This window comes from Gimesia panareensis (assembly GCF_007748155.1).
In the GTDB taxonomy this organism is placed as follows: Bacteria; Planctomycetota; Planctomycetia; order Planctomycetales; family Planctomycetaceae; genus Gimesia; species Gimesia panareensis.
In genome coordinates, this window is the sequence record NZ_CP037421.1 from 7,256,198 (window position 1) to 7,273,128 (window position 16,931).

Below are 16,931 nucleotides of genomic sequence, written 5' to 3' on the forward strand. Positions count from 1 at the left end.
TTGTAGTGAAAGCAAGGCACAAATTGAATCATTTTCCATACTGCATCAGAAAAGCTCGATTCGTAGTTCATTCACTCACCTTTTCCGGATTCTCAATGATGAGAACCGGCGAGCGAGGCCTCCTGTTGCCCCGCTCACCAGGCCATTTCATCAGTATCCCCCAGCCTGTTTTCTGATGTCTCAATCCAATTTCAAAGCTTTTGATGATTCAAAAAAAACCACCTGAGAACAAGACGCTCTCAGGTGGCGGGATTTCACTGTAACTGCTTAGAGTTTACTTTCGGCTCACAGTTCCAGCAACTTTACATTCTTATACCAGACTTTGTGCCCGTGGTCCTGAAAACCGATGTAGCCTTTCCGCGGGAAGTCTTTGACTGCTGCTTTGAACTTGTGGCCGGTACCATCCAGACGCTTGCCCGGCACGGTCCATTCATCTGCATTCAGCTTGGCAACGACTTTTCCATTCACGGCCACGCTGATGTGCGGCCCCTTGCAGGTGATCTCGACATGAGTCCATTCACCCGGAGCACTGGCCCGGTTTTCTGACGGTGCTACAAGATCGTAGATCGCCCCGAAATCATGCATGCCGGTTCCCTTGCGGCTCAATACCTGCGCTTCGAATCCGGACTGCACGGGATCCTTCAGATCGCCCACGCGGAAAAAGATTCCGGAGTTGCACTCTTCCGGCATTTTCACATCGCACTTGAATTTGAAATCGCTGAATTCCTTATCATAGACAATCAGATAGCCGCCTGATTTGTAAGGCACCAGTGCGCCGTTTTCGATCGGGGCAGCGATCTTCTTACCGTTGCTGCACATCCAGCCTTTGTAGTTCTTGCCGTTGAAGAGCAGTTTCCAGCCTTCTTCTTTTTCGGCCGCTGTCAATTTGTTGTCATCAGAGGAAATACCGCTGTCAGCCAGATCCAGTTTGGCCAGCTTCTGCGCGGCCTGCTTTTCCGCCTTTTTCATGACGCTCGCCAGGGTGACCTCTTTGCCCCCCTGCCGTTTACTTTCGTCAGCCGCTTCCATGAATGCGTAAATTTCCAGTGTCTCTTCAGGACTCACTGGCGGTTTGCCGGTACGGAAGAACTTCACGATCTCCACCAGCAACGGCTTGTAACCGTCATAACCACCCACGGCAACCTCACCGTTCTTACCGACAGCGGTTCCGCCATAACCTTTCGGGGTTCCTTTGCGAACGCCGGCAAAATGCCCTTCGCGTCCTCCGGCCCACTTGCCGGCGACTTCATCCCGGTCCGCATTGCTGACGGTTCGTGTGACAGATTCACAACCAGGCCCCATCACGGTAAACAGGGTTTCGACACCGTGAATCCCGTACCAGTACAGGTCGGGGTGAGTGCTTTCCAGCGAACAGGGACTGTGCGTGCTGGCTTTCATGATCTTTCCCTCTTCGCCATTCCGCAGACGCTGCGCGCCTTTGGCAAACCGAAGTGAAGAAGAAGAAAACATCGGCGTATTGTATTTCTTTGCCAGTTCGAACAGCGCCACGGCATCCGTCAGCGAGGCGGCAATCGGTTTATCGATGAAGACCGGCTTGCCTGACTTGAGGACCGGCAGCGCCTGTTTCAGGTGCGGACGTCCGTCATTGGTTTCGAGGAAGACCACATCAACCTTCTCCAGCAGTGCGGGGATGGAATCGACGATCTCGACGCCCATTTCTTTAACCTGCTTCGTGTAGCCGGGCACACGGGAGACACTGGATTCGATATCCGGGCTTCCCTTGGGATAAGCGGCAACGATCCGACAGCCAGCCAGATCGCCTTCCGGATTGCCGGTATTCAGCATCTTGGTGAAGGCAATCGCATGCGAGGTATCCAGACCGATGATCCCGGCTTTGAGTTCCTTTTTAGAATCCTCAGCAGAGACAGAGCCGGCCAGCGCCACTGTCAACAGCAGCAGGGCACAACAGGCCTGACAGAAAAGACGTTTGAAAAGTCCTGAGTTCATAATGTTCCTCTATCGTATTGGACAGGTAAGCTGGTACGGAAACAGGCAGGTAAAGCTGCCTCGACTATAAAAGGTAGGCCGCTCTCGATTTCCTTATGAATGTTTATAAAATCGATTATGGTCAATCACAGGCACCAAATGCAATCGCAGCGTGTCTGCGAGTCTGAAATTTCGGCGTTTCCCTAAAACCCCAGGAGCCCCTCAGTCGGCATAGTCCTTCCCATTCAGACTGTCGACGACGGAATGCTGCCACCCTTCCAGAGCGGCTTTCATGTTTTTGAACCGCTGCGGATCCTGTTTAGCCAGGTCATGTTCTTCTGCCGGATCTTTGGCGAGGTTGTACAGCGTATATTTGGCGGTCCCTTTTTTGTTTTCCATCTTCAGGATCTTGTAGTCACCGTCGATCAGGGCCGCGGAACCGGGAAGCTCCTCTTTAGAATATTTCGTATTCAGGCTGGCCGCGTCGGCATCGGGAACCGGTCCGGGCGGATTGGGTTTCCCGGGCGACTGACGCTTCTGCAGATCCAGCAGAATGTCTGTACTGCGTTTGGGATGTCCCTTCTCAGGATAAGTCCAGAAGCCCATCGGCTTGCTGCGGGTCATCTTGTGCCCCTCGATCAGGGGCAACAGACTCTCACCATCCAGCGTGGGCTGATGAGAAACTTTGGCGCCCGTCAATGCCAGCACGGTAGGATAGATATCGATGGTGCCGCAGGGCATGTCAGATGTTTCCGGTTTCTTAATCACAGCAGGCCACTCGATCAGGGACGGTACGCGAATGCCCCCTTCCCAGAGGTTCCCTTTATAGCCAGCCAGTCCGCCGGTCGCCTGCGAACGGGGACCCTCTTTTTTGAACTGGGGAGGCCGCGGGCCATTATCGCTGGTGAACCAGAGCAGCGTATTCTCCGCCAGCCCCAGATCGCGCAGCTGCCGCCGCAGGTGTCCCATCGCCCGGTCGACGCCGGTGATCTCACCAAAATAGTTCTGGAAAGCCGGATCCTGATCGGGATACAGGGCTTTCAATTCGTCTACCGCCTCGTGGGGCAGGTGCGGGTTCCCAAACCAGATCACCGCCAGGAAGGGCTGCTCTTTTTTCTGTGCCCCTTTCATAAAGTCGAGGGCGGCATCCACGGTCACGCGGGAACTTTCTCCCTTGAGCTGTTCGACCACGCCGTTGTGACTCATATAGGGATCGTTTTCATAGAAATTCGGACTCGAGACCCATTCATCAAAGCCGCTGTTGCCGGGAGAAACCGGGCTGTTGGCCTGTACTGAGCCCAGATGCCATTTCCCGAAGTGGCCCGTCGTGTAGCCGACCGACTTGACCGCCTCGGCCACCGTCACTTCCTGCGGTCGCAGGGTATGTCCCCAGCTGAAGCAGGCAAAACGATTCGGGTGGCGTCCCGTCAGAAAGCTGCCCCGGGTGGGCGAACAGACGGGAGCCGCCGCGTAAAAGCGGTCCAGTCGCAGCCCGCTGGCAGCCATGTCATCCAGGTGCGGGGTCTTGATCACGGGATGACCGTTGAAGGAAGTCTCCCCCCAGCCCTGGTCATCGGTCATGCAGAGCACAATATTCGGCCGCGCGGCTTTCTCAGCAGCGATTAATGCAGAAACGGTGGTACTGAAACAGAAACCACAGAGAATGAGCAGAGCTGAACAACGGAAGAAGCGTTTCATATCAGACCTCGGGGTTGAATCAGAGCGGCGGGAACAGAAGCAATTAATTTATCCTGCCCCAAATCAGGCGGGGCGCCAAGGTTGGTTCACAGACCAGTTCCGATTTTCCGGAAAGTTCTTCTGTACCGCCTCCAGGCCCTGAAATAGCAGACTGGAGAGCCTGATTTGTCATGTTGATGATTGCATCCCGCCTGCCCGCTCGGCTATACTTCTCACGTGTGCCCGGACCTCCCTCTGAACTGACGTCGATTGATTATTTCCCCTGTCACAATCGACTTACGTCCGCCAGGCATTGATTGAGACTGCCCCAGCCTCATTCGGGGTACGTAATAAGAGTCGTTTCAGAATCACAGAGAACACAGAGGAACCACAGACAGTATGGAACCGACAAAACATCAAGGGCCCTATTTTGTCGGCATCGATATTGGTGGTACGAACGTTAAAGTCGGTATCGTGGATGATGCGGGACAGACACTGGCATTCTGCAAAACGACCACGGAAGTTCCCCAAGGTGTCGAAGCCGGCCTGAAAAACATCTACCAGGCCATCGACGATGCTCTGGACGACTGCCAGTTGACCATGGACGAGATTAAAGCCATCGGTATCGCCACTCCCGGCACGATGGACATCCCAGGGGGGAAACTGGTCGATCCGCCCAATCTTCCAACGTGGAAAGGCTTTCCGATCCGGCAGACGGTCTGTGATCATTACGGGGGCAAACGGACGGTCTATCAGAATGATGCCAACGCAGCCGCCTACGGCGAATACTGGATCGGCGGCGCCCGCGATGCTCACAGTCTGGTGTTCTGGACACTGGGCACGGGCATTGGATGTGGTATTATTATAGATGAAATGATTATTGAGGGACGTCATTCCCATGGAGGCGAATGCGGCCACATCGTCATCCAGATGGATGACGGACGGTTATGTGATTCAGGACAATATGGTACACTCGAAGCTTACGCGGGTGGCAAGTCACTGGTGAAGCGCTGCCAGGAGCAGCTCGACGCGGGTCGGGAGTCCATCCTGAATGACAAGCTGCAACAGGGTGAGACGCTCACGCCCCTGTTGATCTCAGAAGCGGGGGAGCAGAACGACGAACTGGCTGTCGAGCTGATTATGGAATCCGCCCGCTGCCTGGGAGTCGGCACCACGAACCTGATGCACACCATCGACCCGGACATGGTCCTGTTTGGTGGCGCGGTCACCTTTGGAGGCAAAGGTAATGCGCAGGGCGATCGTTTTATGCAGCGCATTCGAGAAGAGGTAAAGCAACGCGCGTTTCAGGTCCCTTACGATAATACGATCATCGACTATGCAGAACTCGGAGCAGACGCCGGTTATATCGGCGTCGCCGGCTGTGCGCGACTGGCCTGCCTCAAAGCAGAACAAAATTAGAAACTATGCCCGGAACAATCCATTTCGGGCGGTCTGAGTGATAAGAAACCGAGATACCTTTTATGGCAACTGAGCCCCGTCTGATTCGAAACTTTTCGATCGTAGCACATATCGACCACGGGAAAAGTACGCTGGCCGACCAGCTGCTCCTGAAAACCGGCGCCATCACGGAGCGGGAATTCAAGAACCAGATCCTGGATGACCTGCAGATTGAGCAGGAACGCGGTATCACGGTCAAAGCCCGTACGGTGGTCATTCACCACAAGTACAAAGGCGAAACCTACGAGCTGAACCTGATCGACACACCCGGCCACGTCGACTTCCATTATGAAGTCTCCCGCAGCCTGGCGGCCTGCGAAGGTGCGCTGCTGCTCGTCGATGCCTTCCAGGGAGTGCAGGCCCAGACGGTGGCGAATGCCTATGCCTGCATCAATGCCGACCTGACGATCATTCCGGTCGTCAATAAAATTGACCTGCCCGTAACCCGCATCGATGAAGTACTGGAAGAAGTCGAGTCTGTTGTCGGCCTCGATCCTGAAGAGGCACTCAAAGTCAGTGCCAAGAGCGGTATCGGGATTGAAGAGGTCCTCGACGCGATTGTCGAGCGCATCGATCCTCCACAGGGTTCCCCCGATGCCCCGCTGCAGGCGCTGGTCTTCGACAGTAAATACGATCATTATCGCGGCGTCGTGACTTACGTCCGTGTCGTGCAGGGTACCATTGAAAAAGGGAAGACCGTCGTGCTCATGCGGGGCGGCACTAAACTTGACATCATTGAAATCGGCCAGTTCACGCCGCACATGAAAGCCGTCAAATCACTGGGTCCCGGTCAGGTAGGTTACCTGGTGAGCGGTGCCAAAGAACTGAGTCTGGTCCATGTGGGGGACACCATCGCCGACCCCAAAAATCTGCCGGCAGCTCCCCTACCCGGTTACCAGACACCACAGCAGATGGTGTTCTGCGGCATGTACCCGATTGAAGCGACCGACTTTGAAAAACTGCGGGAAGAGTTACAGAAGTTGAGCCTCAACGATGCCAGCTTCAGCTTCGTTCCGGAAACCAGTGATGCGCTGGGCTTCGGTTTCCGTTGTGGCTTCCTGGGCATGCTGCACATGGAGATCATTCAGCAGCGACTGGAACAGGAATTCAACATCGACCTGCTGCAGACCGCCCCGAACGTGACCTACGAAATCAAGGAACGCAGCGGCGAAGTCGTACACATCGACAATCCCCAGGACGTTCCGGATGCCAGCCGCATCGATGAATTCCGCGAGCCGATCGCGCTGGTGAATTTCATCCTCCCGTCAGAAAACATCGGCACGATTATGCAGCTCTGTTCCGACCGGCGCGGCATCTACAAGAACACAGAATATCTGGGCACCAACCGGGCGCAGCTGGTCTACGAACTACCGCTGGCGGAAATCGTCTATGACATGTACGACCGCCTGAAAAGTGCCACCAAGGGTTACGGCACCATGGACTACGATATCATCGGTTACCGTCCTGCCGATCTGGTCAAGATGGACATCCTCGTCAAAGGCGAACGCGTCGACGCCCTTTCCACGATTGTCCATCGTTCGCAGTCTGAACGCCGCGGCCGTGCACTGGCCAAACGCCTGAAGGAAGAGATTTCCAAGCACCAGTTTGAGATCCCCATCCAGGCTGCGATTGGCGGGAAGATTATCGCCCGCGAAACCATCAAGGCGCTCCGCAAGAACGTGACCGCCAAATGTTACGGGGGTGACATCACCCGTAAACGCAAGCTGTGGGAAAAACAGAAAGAGGGGAAAAAACGCCTCAAACAGTTCGGACAGGTCGAAATTCCCCAGAAGGCCTTCCTCGCAGTCCTGGATGCCACCAAGGAAGAGTAACCTTACTCTTCCACGTCTGCCAAGAGTGCTTCGAGGGCCTGCGTGCAGCCTTTCATCGAGATCACGGCCTGCTCGAAGTTCGTGTGCAGGGAGGCTTCCGGAGCATCCAGCGCGAACTGATCGGTGGCCTTCCGCAGCTTGCTGATCTTTTTCTTCAGCATCTTGAGATACGCGTCGGGATCATCCACGCGGGTTTCCAGCGCCCGTGAGGCATCGAACACGGCCCGGGTAATGCCCATGAGCTCCGGATAGTCTTCGGCTTCATCGCAGTGCTTGATAAAGGTCCGCACCATCCAGGCATGTGCCAGAATAACCTGGCTGCGTTCTACCAGTTCCTGTTTGCTGATCGACATGACGTCACTCTGATCTGAAACTCAACAGTGATAACCGGCGGACACTTCTAACGTGCCCGCGTTTTCCTGGCTCTGAAATTAACGCTTCAGAACCAGACTTGCAAGAGTTGAGTCAGATCGCATCAGATGGCGTGCGTGAAGTCGTCACCGCGATAGTATTCGTAGAACAGCCGCCCGATTTCATCACTGAGTCGCGACAGGTATTCTTTCTTGAACTTGGAGAACGTGACTTCCGAAGTCGCCCGGGGTGCCCGCAGCGGATAGAAGGATGTGATCTCTTTACTGTAGAGTTTTTCGCCTTCGCCACTGTCATCCATTTCGTAGACCGTCACCATCCCTTCGGCACGACCACGGTACAGGTCGGAACTGTTTTCTTCATACAGACTGTATTTATGCAGTTCGACGTGGATCACGTAGGTGACATCAAAAGCTTCGCCGATTTCTTCCGGTTTGTCCCAGTCGGGGTTCTCATCGATCCAGGCGCGAATCCGGTCTGGATTGACCACTTTCACTCCGTGCTGATGCAGGCGGAAGGTGGTGTATTTCGCCAGGTCGTTGTGAATCCCGTCAAAGTTATACTGCAGTTCCAGAGGGGCATAGCAGACGATCGCCACCGTCACATCCTTGTCGGTCAGGGACTTCTGCGTCTGGGCATCGAAGTCCGGCTCGATCGAAGGCGGGCCCCCGATCAGGTAACCCAGCAGAATGAAATAGTTACAGCCCGACAAAGTCGTACACAACACCAGCACCAGTGCCAGCTTGCTGACTGCCTGCAGAAACCGCTTATGAATACGTTGTTTCAACGAAAAACTGTTCATCGTGTGATCCTTCACAACTCCGAATTGATGTTTTGATCGGCCCGCTCTTGCTTTGTTTTCAGTCTCGATCAATAAATATCTTCACTGGAATGATAGTTATAGAAGAAGCGACCAATCTGATCGGCGATGCGATCAAGGTATTTTTTTCTGAAGACTTTAGCTGATTCCTGTTCGATCGAGACCGGCATGTGGCTGGGGTACTCCGAAGTGTAGTCGCTCTCGAAGACAGACAACGCCCGGCGGATTCCATCGACTTCATGGACTTCATACGCAGCCACGGTCCCGAAGGTTTTCCCGCGGAGCAGGTTGGGACTGTTGGGTTCGCGATAGTCAAACTCGTCGATGTCCACGTGGATGATGTAATCCACTTTGAAGTTTTCCGCGAGTTCATCGACGTCGTTCCAGACGCCTCCGTTATCATCGAGCCAGGTCGCAACTTCACCGGTATCCTGCACCTCGATGCCCTGGCGTTTCAGGTCATAGGTAATCTGTTCCAGCAGATCGTAATTCAGCGACGGGTAATCGGAACGAATCGACTCGGGAGTCGAACAGATCACCAGCACTTTCTTCTGCTCCTCGGACAGATCAACGTTGGTCCGTTTCGTAAATTCACAGGTCAGCAGGGGATCACCAAAAAATAATTTTCCGGCCATGACGCCCAGAGAACATCCGCTGGCTTCCAGACAGACCAGGACCAGCAGCACCAGGACGCAACACCGCCGGTGAGTGCAGAATCTGCTTTTCGTCTGTTGTTTTGTTCGCATCATTTCAGCCATCCTTGGCATGAACCGCTAAGATTTGTCGTAATTGATTTGATTTGAAAGGCAGGTTCTCACGCGCGCTGAAGGCGCGTAAGTATTTAAAAGGTCAACCTGAGCGCCCACTCCATCACGGTGATCGAGACCAGACCACACACGAGCCAGAGCAGACAGATTTCAGGATTGGAGACCAGCCAGAGCCGTCGGTGATACACGCTGATCCAGGACCAGGGAATCATTGCCAGACAGACCAGTGCCAGGACCAAACCGGAAGTATTGGCCTGGGCAGACTGACGAAGCTGACCTCGAACAAAATGTGAAAAGGAAGTCGTCATCCCACAACTGGGACAGGGAATGGATAATTGATTTCGAATAACGCAGGGTGAAAAACCGAGTTGTTGATGTGAACCGAATCCACGCGGATCCGGCTGAATTCGAATCGCAACACAAAACCCGCCAATCAGGAACAGGCTCCAGCCGACGAGCAGCAACCGCAGTTTCCATCCAATGCGAATGCCCGGATGCAATTCACGCAGCGCCGACAACAGCTGATTGCCTGATGTTTTGGCTGTAGGTTTTGGGTTGAAATTCATTTTTGAGAATGAGAGAAGCCGAGGTTTATCAGTTCTATTATTTTACTGCAAGACCAGTTCAGGAAAATGTCCGCCTGCTCCTGTCAGGTTACCATTTATTACGGCCCCGTCCACACTCCCTGGTAAACTTCGACGGCGGGACCGGTCATAAAGACCTCGTCCGAGTCGGCCCATTCCAGTCGTAAATCACCACCGGGCAAGTGGATAAGTACATTCCGTTCAGACCGTCCCGTCAGGACGCCTGCGACAGCAGAGGCACAGGCACCAGTACCACAAGCCTGGGTTTCCCCGGAACCTCGCTCCCAGACCCGCATCTTCAGCTCGGCCGGTGAAACGACTTCGATGAATTCCGCATTGACCCGGTTCGGGAACATGGGATGCACTTCGACTTTTGGTCCCACCCCGTGGACCCAGTGATCGTTCAACTCGTCCACGAAGGTGATGCAGTGCGGATTCCCCATCGAGACGCAGGTCACCTTAAGGCTCTGATCGCCCAGTTCCAGTTCCGCATCGACCGGGGGATCTCCGGGCAGCAGGGTCGGGATCTCGGCGCTGTTCAGAATCGGCTTGCCCATATTCACGCGGACCTGGCTGACGCGACTGCCCGCCAGTTCGAGATCCAGGTGCAGCACACCGGCCCCGGTTTCAATCTTCAGCGTCTGCTGTTTCGCAATGCCATGATCGTAGACATATTTGGCCACACAACGCACACCGTTGCCGCACATTTCAGACTCGCTGCCATCCGCGTTGAACATCCGCATCCGGGCGTCCGCCTTCTCGGACGGGCAGATCAGAATCAGACCGTCCGAACCGATCCCCTTATGGCGATCACTGACCGCCACCGCCAGGCTGGCGATGTCCTCGGGCAGGGTCTCTTCAAAACAGTTGACGTAAACGTAGTCGTTTCCGGCTCCGTGCATCTTGGTAAATTTCATCGTCGTTCTTCTATTCTCTCTGACATAAAACAGGCGCTGGTTGAACCAGGCAGACCCGAAATGAATTCTCTGCTATTCTGGCGACTTCAGCCCCAGAAAGATACTCCGCCGCAGGGGATTGTCACGGCCGGAGAACGCATCTTCGCTGCCCGGCAGGATATTTTCCAGTGTCGTGGCCATCATGTGAAACTTGGCATCCAGGTCGTCCGCGTAATGTACCAGCAGGGCTTCCGGCGTATGCGGGGCGATGGGCGAACCCCATTCCGGCAGATTCTGATGCGACACGATCACATGCTCCAGCCGCAGCAGTGTCTCCGGGCTCAAGTCCTCAAACTTCGCCGCGTGCTCCCGCACCAGATCCCGGCCGAGCAGAATGTGACCGATCAGCCTGCCTGCCGGTGTGTAACTCGACGCGTGTGGTTTGTAATCCAACTCGGTCAGCTTGCCGATGTCGTGCAGGATCGCCCCAGACACGACCAGTGATTTGTTCAGGGGAGGCTGCATTTCCTGGTAGTAGTCGCTGTATTTATCAGCCAGGTAACTGGCGGCCCGCGTGACCGAGAGCACATGCTCCAGAAACCCCCCGGTGAATGCATGATGGTTTCTGCTGGCCGCCGCGATTACTTTGATCTGGCCTGCATATTGCTCGAGAATGTCGAGCACCAGGTCGCGGAGGGGTTCTTCCGTGATCTGCTCCCGGGCAATTTCGGCCAGCTCAGCAAACATCTCCTCGCTGTCGAATCGGGAGCGTTTGAAATAGAGCCCGGGGTCGAATCCATCCTCGGCATCTTCTTCGTTCACCGGGCGAATCCGGTCAATGTCCAGTTGCGGACCGTATTTATTTTCGTCGTAGCGGGCACGCACCTTGTAGAATTCCCCCTCGGTCCAGTTGGCTTCACAGTCTTCAAACCAGGGAGTGTCGCTCCAGATCATCGCTGTCGCCACCGTCGCATTGTCCCGGAACTGAACCCGGAAATAGGGCTTGCCGTCCCGTGTGGTCGATCGTTCTCTGGAGACCAGCAGCACAAAGCTGTCTGCCATCTGCCCCGGTTCCATCTCACTGAGAAGCAACAACTGCCGTGCGGTGTTCATGGTGTCTGCCTCATTGTTTATTTCCAGAACATAATTGATATTCGCATTTTAGAGACCAGGTGTCGTAAGTGCAAAAGAAGGTGTTCACTGAACCGCCTCGATAAACGACATAAAGCTCCAGATATACGAATAAATTGCCCTTTGATCACGCTCTGTCTGAATCCCCAAAACCCTTCCAGAACAGCACTTGAAAGGAGTTCCCCTTTGCGATAAATATATTCAAGATGAATCTCGGCAGTTTGAGATGTTCTGAGGAAAATGCATCTCGGAAAACGTCTTCCCCCTGCTATAATAATGAGAGCTCAACAGCGGCAAACAGGCTCGCACTTACCCGTGGTGAAATTCATATTTTGACCTGTTTTTGCCGATAAACTCAATTCACGGGTCTAGCAACCAAACTAATTTAAATTGGAGATTATTTTCCATGGCTGTGACAATTACTGAAAATGCTTCCAAGGAACTGCAGCGTTTCAAAGAGAATTCGGACTATAGTGCAGATTCTGTGTTACGGATCGGAATCGTTTCTGGTGGTTGCAGTGGTTTCCAATATGACTTCAAATTCGTTGAACCCAACGAAATTAATGAAGAAAATGATACGATTTCCGAGCAACACGGGGTCAAGGTTGTGGTTGATAAGAAAAGCAGCCTGTTCCTCGATGGAACAACCGTCGACTATTACGAAGGCCTCGACAAACGTGGCTTCACCTTCGACAACCCGAATGCTGTCAAATCCTGTGGATGTGGCAGCAGCTTCTCTGCCTGATTGAGTTGAAACACGGGAGTATTTCCCGCCTCAATCCAGTGCACGAAAGATGAAGATTTTGCCGGGGAGCAGAGATTGCTCCCCGGTTTTCTTTGTTTCAGGGCACCGCTGGTTTACATTGACAGTCAAGCAACCAGCGGCTCGCTGCCTCCGGATCAGACACGGACAGTTAAGCTTTCCCTCGATTTCCAGCTGAGGCAATGTCCTGCGAGCCTGTCTGCGGCTTCCCACCGGAGTCCCCGGTCGCTATAACTCAGTAAGCCGGTTCTTCACTCGCGAATACCGGCACCATTATCCTGTAGAAGACAATCAACACGAAGGAAGAGATCACAATGAAACTGGAAGGGCGAAATGCGCTCGTGACGGGATCCTCCCGGGGAATCGGTCGAGGATGTGCGATTGAAATGGCTAAAGCCGGCGCCAATGTAGCGATCAACTATCGCTCTCATCCCGAAGAAGCGGAAGAGGCCGCAGAAGAAGCGCGTTCATACGGCGTGAAAGCCATCACCATCCAGGCCGATGTCTCAGATCAGGCTTCAGTAGAGGCGGCCGTCGCTAAAGTCGTCGAAGAGTTTGGCAGCCTGGACCTGTTCGTTTCCAACTCCGCCTACAGCGATCGCGAGCTGATTCTGGAAGCAGACATGGAAGGCTTCAAACGGACCATCGATGTCACCATGTGGGGGGCCTTCTTTGGTGTTCGCGCTGCTGCCACCCAGATGACCAAACAGGGTTCCGGCGGGTCGATCGTCGTCATCAGTTCCCCGCACGCGGTCATCGCGATTCCGACCTCTGCTGCCTACAACATGGCGAAAGCGGCCATCGATCACATGGCTCGGACTGCGGCCATCGAATTTGCCCCGCATCGCATCCGCGTGAACACCGTCCATCCCGGCTGGATTGACACCCCCGGCGAGCGTAAATTCTTCACAGATGAGCAGTTGCAGGCCGGTGCAGAAAACATCCCCTGGAAACGGCTGGGGACGCCGAACGAAGTCGGTAAACTGGTGACCTTCCTCTCCAGTCCGGATGCAGACTACATGACCGGCGGAACAACCACGATTGACGGTGGAATCAGTCTCCCCTGGTGGTCCAATCGGGCCGAGGGTGCCCAGTAAGACGGACTGCAGATCCCTTACAAGGACCAGACGCGTCAACTCTTGTAAAGACAATGATTTGAGGTTGCTCTGGTCCTATCTTTCCTGATCAGATACACTACATAATCCCGCCTGACACAGAATCACGACGTGGATGAATCCAGAGCGCTCTTCTGAATTCCTGAAGTTAAGACTAAGATTCTCTAGCCGGACACGAATAGCCCAAACCCAGATTTGACCAGGGAACTGCCTGAGGACCCCATAATGGCTGACAGTCAAAATCAAATTGAATTAAAAAATCCGGCTGTCGCCGCAGTTCTGGCATTTCTGATTCCCGGTGCAGGTCATTTTTACCAGGGACGTACCTTCAAAGGAGCGATTTACTGCTTCTGTATTCTCAGTACGTTTTTCTGTGGAATGGCACTGGGCGACTGGAAGACCGTCTATTATCAGTCCTGGCAGGGAAAGCGGAACCTGGGATATTTTGCACAGGTTGGCGTCGGACTGCCTGCCCTGCCCGCCCTGGTTCAAAACTCCCGGTTCAATAAGCAATCCGCCCCCAGCAACCTTTCCCAAAATGATCTCGATGCCAGTTATTTTCAGTCGCAGCCTTACCAGATGGATCTGCCTCTGGAATCCCCGTTCCAGGGGACCCTGCTGGACCGGGGCGATAACGGCCAAAACATCAGTGGCCAGTTACAGGGAACAATCCGACTCAAATCGATCTCCGGTGAGTTTGGCCCTGAGGTCACTGGATCGTTCGAGGGGACGCTGGACGGCCAGCCGATCGAGCCCTTAGAACTCGCCGATCCTGTGGGCATCGGCTTACCGCTGGGGGGCAATCAGAGGCGCGGCCTGGAATGCGCCGTGGTGCGGGAAGTGAGTGGACGTCGGACTGACACCGGACATATCGAAGGCACCATTCCACGACCGTTCCTGAACTGGTTTGAAATGCCTCTGAGCGATCGTGAGCTGGATGATATCAACAAGGAACTGGGCAAACGGTATGAATTCGCCGTCGTATTCACCTGGATCGCAGGCCTCCTGAACCTGCTGGCAATCTGGGATGCCTTTGAAGGTCCTGCCTATGGTCGGGGAGATGAAGAAGAAGAAACGGGCACACCAGCTCCGGATAAAGAAGCGGCTCCTACAAAAACCTGATAAACCCATACTACCTATTCACCCCGTTTTAAGATAAATTGGTAAAGGCGCAGAACTATGTCTGTATCACTCCTGTTCGCGAACCAGGTTAATGCGATTGTTTACCTGATTCCTCTGTTGGCAGTGATCAGTCTGGTTTATAATGCGACCCGGTATGAGATTCCTGAAATCATTATCAAACGATCCATTCGTTTTTTCTTTACCGCCATCATCATCATGGGGGCCTTGATGACACTGCTGGCAGTACTTTCGTGGAATCTCTGAACAATCTGGCACTGGAAGCCATATCAAGTTTCGTGAACCCGCCAAATCTGATTTCGACTTCTAAAAAAAACACCTTCATTTCTACAGATACAATTGCACTTTCAACTATTGTTGAGCATACTCAGACGATTGCGGGGTTATGGATTCCCTTTCTGCAATAGTTAGGTTGGGATTACTTTATGCAGATTAATGGACTAGCACTTACGGACATTGTAGATCTGGCAGATCATGCGGATCTGTTCGAGTTACTGGACAATGAAAGTGTCTACACCCTCTCGCACCAGGGAGTGACGGCCGGTTTTTCAAGCGTCAAGGCCATCAGCAGATCTACGGGCATCGAGACACGCCGACTACTCCAGCCCGATCTCTCACCTCTGGACATCGCTGTCGCCATCGCCGAAAAACTGCAGTTCCGCGTTGGATTTGACTGGAACGACTGCCCCGCGATTCTGTTCTGCCACTCACACACGAACAACCAGTCCGCCCGGCAGCTCTGCGATCAGCTTTCCGAAAAACTGGGCGTCCCTGCAGAACGATTCATTGCATTCAATTACGGCTGTGTCGGTTTTGTGCATCTCCTGAATCGCGCTGCCCAGCTGCTGCAGGAACTTCCCGCAGGCGTGCACGTCCCGCTGCTGACAGTTGAAACCCCCGAACACTGGCACGACTCTTCCGACAAAGCATTCTGCGGCATTGTTTCTGCGGGGGCCACCGGGACCACACTCTGGCGTGGACCGGGGCATGAACTGCTGCATGTGGAAACGTCTGTAGAATATATTCCCGAAGAGCGTCGCAAACCCGACGTTCCCATGTTCTGGACCGAGCAGGGGGATATGTTCGATTTCCGTGGTCAGCCGGAACACAAACTGGTGATGCACATGGACGGGGAATCGGTCTTTCTGAACGGTGTGGATTTCATGCTGGACGCCTGCCTGAAATCATACCGCGAAGTCGCAGATGAACCTGGCCGCATCCTGATTGCACCGCATCAGCCCAGTGGTAAACTGCTCAAAGCCATGATTGCTGCCGCGAAGCAGGTGCCCATCGAAGCTGACTTTCTCAACAACCTGCCCAACTACGGCAATTCGATCTCATCGACGATTCCCACTATTCTGGCCCGACTGGAAGAGGTCGTCAGCCAGAACGGATACGAGCCGGTTGAGCCAGGTGATCTGATTCTACTGCCGGCAGCCGGGATCTGCATGGATCGACTGACCGATTCCATGTGTATCGGTCGCGCCGCGATCCGCTGGCAGCCGGGCCGTTATCACGACGAAGGCTGAACTGCCCTGGAAAGCAGGTCTCAGGCAGCATCCCGCTCATATCCACGGGTCCCAAAGGCTTCGCGGCCCTCGATGATGGAGCCCTTGTCGAAACGTTTTCCGAAGTAGAGCGCCTGTGCCGATTCATCGCTGAGTACTGTTTCCGCGTCTCCACTGACCAGTACCTGACCGGCACTGATAATGTAACTGCGGTCGGTAATCGTCAGTGTCTCACGTTCGCGGTGGTCGGTCAGGAGAATGGAGATTCCACTGTCCCGCAGGTCGGCAATAATATCCTGAATATCATGAATCGTAACCGGGTCAATCCCCGTGAAGGGTTCGTCCAGTAGAATGAGCTCGGGAGAACTGGCCAGACAACGGGCAATTTCCAGACGTCGCCGTTCTCCCCCTGAAAGTGTAGAAGCGATCTGCTTGCGTTTCGAAGTCAGTCCGAACTGGTCCAGCAGACGATCGACGGTCTCATGCCGCTGACGGCGATTCAGGTCGAGGAATTCCAGGATGGCGTAGATATTGTCTTCAATGGAGAGCTTGACGAACACGCTCTCATCCTGGGGCAGGTAGCCCATGCCTTTCCGCGCCCGTTTGTACATCGGCCAGGAAGTGACATCCTGATCTTCGAGGTACACGCGCCCCTTCGTGGGGGCGACCATCCCACAGGCCATCCGGAAGGTCGTCGTCTTGCCGGCCCCGTTGGGTCCCAGCAGACCCACGATTTCACCACGTTCCACGCAAAAATCGACGCCATCAACGGCTCGTTTTCCGGGATAATCTTTGACCAGACCGACACATTCCAGCAGTGGCATCGTACCCGTCCTCCTTGACGAAACTGCAACTCAAAAAGCGAAAGTGAGCGTATTCTAATACAAACGGGGATTTGGCTGAATAGTGATTTTCAGCTGCCTG

Annotated in this window: 16 protein-coding genes and 1 pseudogene; 7 read left to right on the plus strand and 10 right to left on the minus strand. The window is 54.1% G+C overall.

Features of this window, described 5'->3' with window-relative positions; genetic code table 11:
* Nucleotides 1-285 precede the first annotated feature (285 nt).
* The 3 genes and pseudogenes from Enr10x_RS30705 to Enr10x_RS27390 all read right to left on the minus strand — a co-directional run bounded on the left by Enr10x_RS30705 (nt 286) and on the right by Enr10x_RS27390 (nt 3,645).
* Nucleotides 286-885 (minus strand): 3-keto-disaccharide hydrolase, encoded by a 600-nt coding sequence (locus tag Enr10x_RS30705; RefSeq protein ID WP_390620463.1) that lies wholly within the window; start codon nt 883-885, stop codon nt 286-288.
* 51 nt (nt 886-936) lie between these two features.
* Nucleotides 937-1,968: pseudogene (locus Enr10x_RS30710) on the minus strand (Gfo/Idh/MocA family protein); the annotation flags it as partial.
* A 201-nt stretch (nt 1,969-2,169) separates the two neighbouring features.
* The gene (locus Enr10x_RS27390; RefSeq protein ID WP_145114969.1) at nt 2,170-3,645 is read right to left on the minus strand and encodes a sulfatase-like hydrolase/transferase; all 1,476 of its coding nucleotides are present in this window, start codon (nt 3,643-3,645) and stop codon (nt 2,170-2,172) included.
* A gap of 378 nt (nt 3,646-4,023) precedes the next feature.
* Between Enr10x_RS27390 and Enr10x_RS27395 the strand changes: the two genes are divergently transcribed.
* Together Enr10x_RS27395 and lepA are read left to right on the plus strand one after the other, a co-directional pair.
* A complete protein-coding gene (locus Enr10x_RS27395) occupies nt 4,024-5,043 on the plus strand; it encodes an ROK family protein (RefSeq protein ID WP_145114972.1) in 1,020 nt (339 codons plus the stop codon).
* Between the two features lie 62 nt (nt 5,044-5,105).
* Nucleotides 5,106-6,914, plus strand: a complete 1,809-nt coding sequence (gene lepA, locus Enr10x_RS27400) for a translation elongation factor 4 (protein WP_145452178.1) — start codon at nt 5,106-5,108, stop codon at nt 6,912-6,914.
* Nucleotides 6,915-6,916: 2 nt separating this feature from the next.
* Here lepA and Enr10x_RS27405 read toward each other — a convergent pair whose 3' ends face one another.
* From Enr10x_RS27405 to Enr10x_RS27430, 6 genes are all read right to left on the minus strand, one after another.
* On the minus strand, nt 6,917-7,267 hold the full coding sequence (locus tag Enr10x_RS27405) for an amidohydrolase (protein ID WP_145452180.1): 351 nt from the start codon (nt 7,265-7,267) through the stop codon (nt 6,917-6,919).
* 122 nt (nt 7,268-7,389) lie between these two features.
* Nucleotides 7,390-8,085 (minus strand): hypothetical protein, encoded by a 696-nt coding sequence (locus tag Enr10x_RS27410; protein WP_145452181.1) that lies wholly within the window; start codon nt 8,083-8,085, stop codon nt 7,390-7,392.
* A gap of 68 nt (nt 8,086-8,153) precedes the next feature.
* Complete coding sequence (locus tag Enr10x_RS27415; protein WP_145114983.1) at nt 8,154-8,852, minus strand: hypothetical protein; 699 nt, start codon at nt 8,850-8,852, stop codon at nt 8,154-8,156.
* 92 nt (nt 8,853-8,944) lie between these two features.
* Complete coding sequence (locus Enr10x_RS27420; protein WP_197994809.1) at nt 8,945-9,388, minus strand: DUF2752 domain-containing protein; 444 nt, start codon at nt 9,386-9,388, stop codon at nt 8,945-8,947.
* Nucleotides 9,389-9,534: 146 nt separating this feature from the next.
* Nucleotides 9,535-10,371 (minus strand): diaminopimelate epimerase, encoded by an 837-nt coding sequence (gene dapF, locus Enr10x_RS27425; RefSeq protein ID WP_145452183.1) that lies wholly within the window; start codon nt 10,369-10,371, stop codon nt 9,535-9,537.
* Between the two features lie 72 nt (nt 10,372-10,443).
* Complete coding sequence (locus tag Enr10x_RS27430) at nt 10,444-11,463, minus strand: 3'-5' exoribonuclease YhaM family protein (RefSeq protein ID WP_145114992.1); 1,020 nt, start codon at nt 11,461-11,463, stop codon at nt 10,444-10,446.
* A 424-nt stretch (nt 11,464-11,887) separates the two neighbouring features.
* On the opposite strand from Enr10x_RS27430, the gene Enr10x_RS27435 reads away from it, so the two are divergent.
* The 5 genes from Enr10x_RS27435 to Enr10x_RS27455 all read left to right on the plus strand — a co-directional run bounded on the left by Enr10x_RS27435 (nt 11,888) and on the right by Enr10x_RS27455 (nt 16,028).
* On the plus strand, nt 11,888-12,226 hold the full coding sequence (locus Enr10x_RS27435; RefSeq protein ID WP_145114995.1) for a HesB/IscA family protein: 339 nt from the start codon (nt 11,888-11,890) through the stop codon (nt 12,224-12,226).
* Between the two features lie 332 nt (nt 12,227-12,558).
* Nucleotides 12,559-13,341 (plus strand): SDR family NAD(P)-dependent oxidoreductase, encoded by a 783-nt coding sequence (locus Enr10x_RS27440; protein WP_145114998.1) that lies wholly within the window; start codon nt 12,559-12,561, stop codon nt 13,339-13,341.
* Nucleotides 13,342-13,584: 243 nt separating this feature from the next.
* Nucleotides 13,585-14,481: a DUF6677 family protein gene (locus Enr10x_RS27445; protein ID WP_145115001.1), complete on the plus strand. Its 897-nt coding sequence runs from the start codon at nt 13,585-13,587 to the stop codon at nt 14,479-14,481.
* A gap of 57 nt (nt 14,482-14,538) precedes the next feature.
* Nucleotides 14,539-14,745 (plus strand): hypothetical protein, encoded by a 207-nt coding sequence (locus tag Enr10x_RS27450; RefSeq protein WP_145115004.1) that lies wholly within the window; start codon nt 14,539-14,541, stop codon nt 14,743-14,745.
* Between the two features lie 179 nt (nt 14,746-14,924).
* Nucleotides 14,925-16,028: a beta-ketoacyl-[acyl-carrier-protein] synthase family protein gene (locus Enr10x_RS27455; protein WP_145115007.1), complete on the plus strand. Its 1,104-nt coding sequence runs from the start codon at nt 14,925-14,927 to the stop codon at nt 16,026-16,028.
* A 20-nt stretch (nt 16,029-16,048) separates the two neighbouring features.
* On the opposite strand, the gene lptB is transcribed toward Enr10x_RS27455, so the two are convergent.
* Complete coding sequence (lptB, locus tag Enr10x_RS27460; RefSeq protein ID WP_145115010.1) at nt 16,049-16,831, minus strand: LPS export ABC transporter ATP-binding protein; 783 nt, start codon at nt 16,829-16,831, stop codon at nt 16,049-16,051.
* Nucleotides 16,832-16,931 lie beyond the last annotated feature (100 nt).

What these genes read in the sequence shown, in the direction of transcription:
- lptB (WP_145115010.1), bottom strand. Translation starts at nt 16,831, where the DNA reads ATGCCACTGCTGGAATGTGTCGGTCTGGTCAAAGATTATCCCGGAAAA.
- Enr10x_RS27405 (WP_145452180.1), bottom strand. Translation starts at nt 7,267, where the DNA reads ATGTCGATCAGCAAACAGGAACTGGTAGAACGCAGCCAGGTTATTCTG.
- Enr10x_RS27445 (WP_145115001.1), top strand. Translation starts at nt 13,585, where the DNA reads ATGGCTGACAGTCAAAATCAAATTGAATTAAAAAATCCGGCTGTCGCC.
- Enr10x_RS27410 (WP_145452181.1), bottom strand. Translation starts at nt 8,085, where the DNA reads ATGAACAGTTTTTCGTTGAAACAACGTATTCATAAGCGGTTTCTGCAG.
- Enr10x_RS27415 (WP_145114983.1), bottom strand. Translation starts at nt 8,852, where the DNA reads ATGATGCGAACAAAACAACAGACGAAAAGCAGATTCTGCACTCACCGG.
- Enr10x_RS27450 (WP_145115004.1), top strand. Translation starts at nt 14,539, where the DNA reads ATGTCTGTATCACTCCTGTTCGCGAACCAGGTTAATGCGATTGTTTAC.
- lepA (WP_145452178.1), top strand. Translation starts at nt 5,106, where the DNA reads ATGGCAACTGAGCCCCGTCTGATTCGAAACTTTTCGATCGTAGCACAT.
- Enr10x_RS27395 (WP_145114972.1), top strand. Translation starts at nt 4,024, where the DNA reads ATGGAACCGACAAAACATCAAGGGCCCTATTTTGTCGGCATCGATATT.
- Enr10x_RS27430 (WP_145114992.1), bottom strand. Translation starts at nt 11,463, where the DNA reads ATGAACACCGCACGGCAGTTGTTGCTTCTCAGTGAGATGGAACCGGGG.
- Enr10x_RS27435 (WP_145114995.1), top strand. Translation starts at nt 11,888, where the DNA reads ATGGCTGTGACAATTACTGAAAATGCTTCCAAGGAACTGCAGCGTTTC.
- Enr10x_RS27455 (WP_145115007.1), top strand. Translation starts at nt 14,925, where the DNA reads ATGCAGATTAATGGACTAGCACTTACGGACATTGTAGATCTGGCAGAT.
- Enr10x_RS27440 (WP_145114998.1), top strand. Translation starts at nt 12,559, where the DNA reads ATGAAACTGGAAGGGCGAAATGCGCTCGTGACGGGATCCTCCCGGGGA.
- Enr10x_RS27390 (WP_145114969.1), bottom strand. Translation starts at nt 3,645, where the DNA reads ATGAAACGCTTCTTCCGTTGTTCAGCTCTGCTCATTCTCTGTGGTTTC.
- dapF (WP_145452183.1), bottom strand. Translation starts at nt 10,371, where the DNA reads ATGAAATTTACCAAGATGCACGGAGCCGGAAACGACTACGTTTACGTC.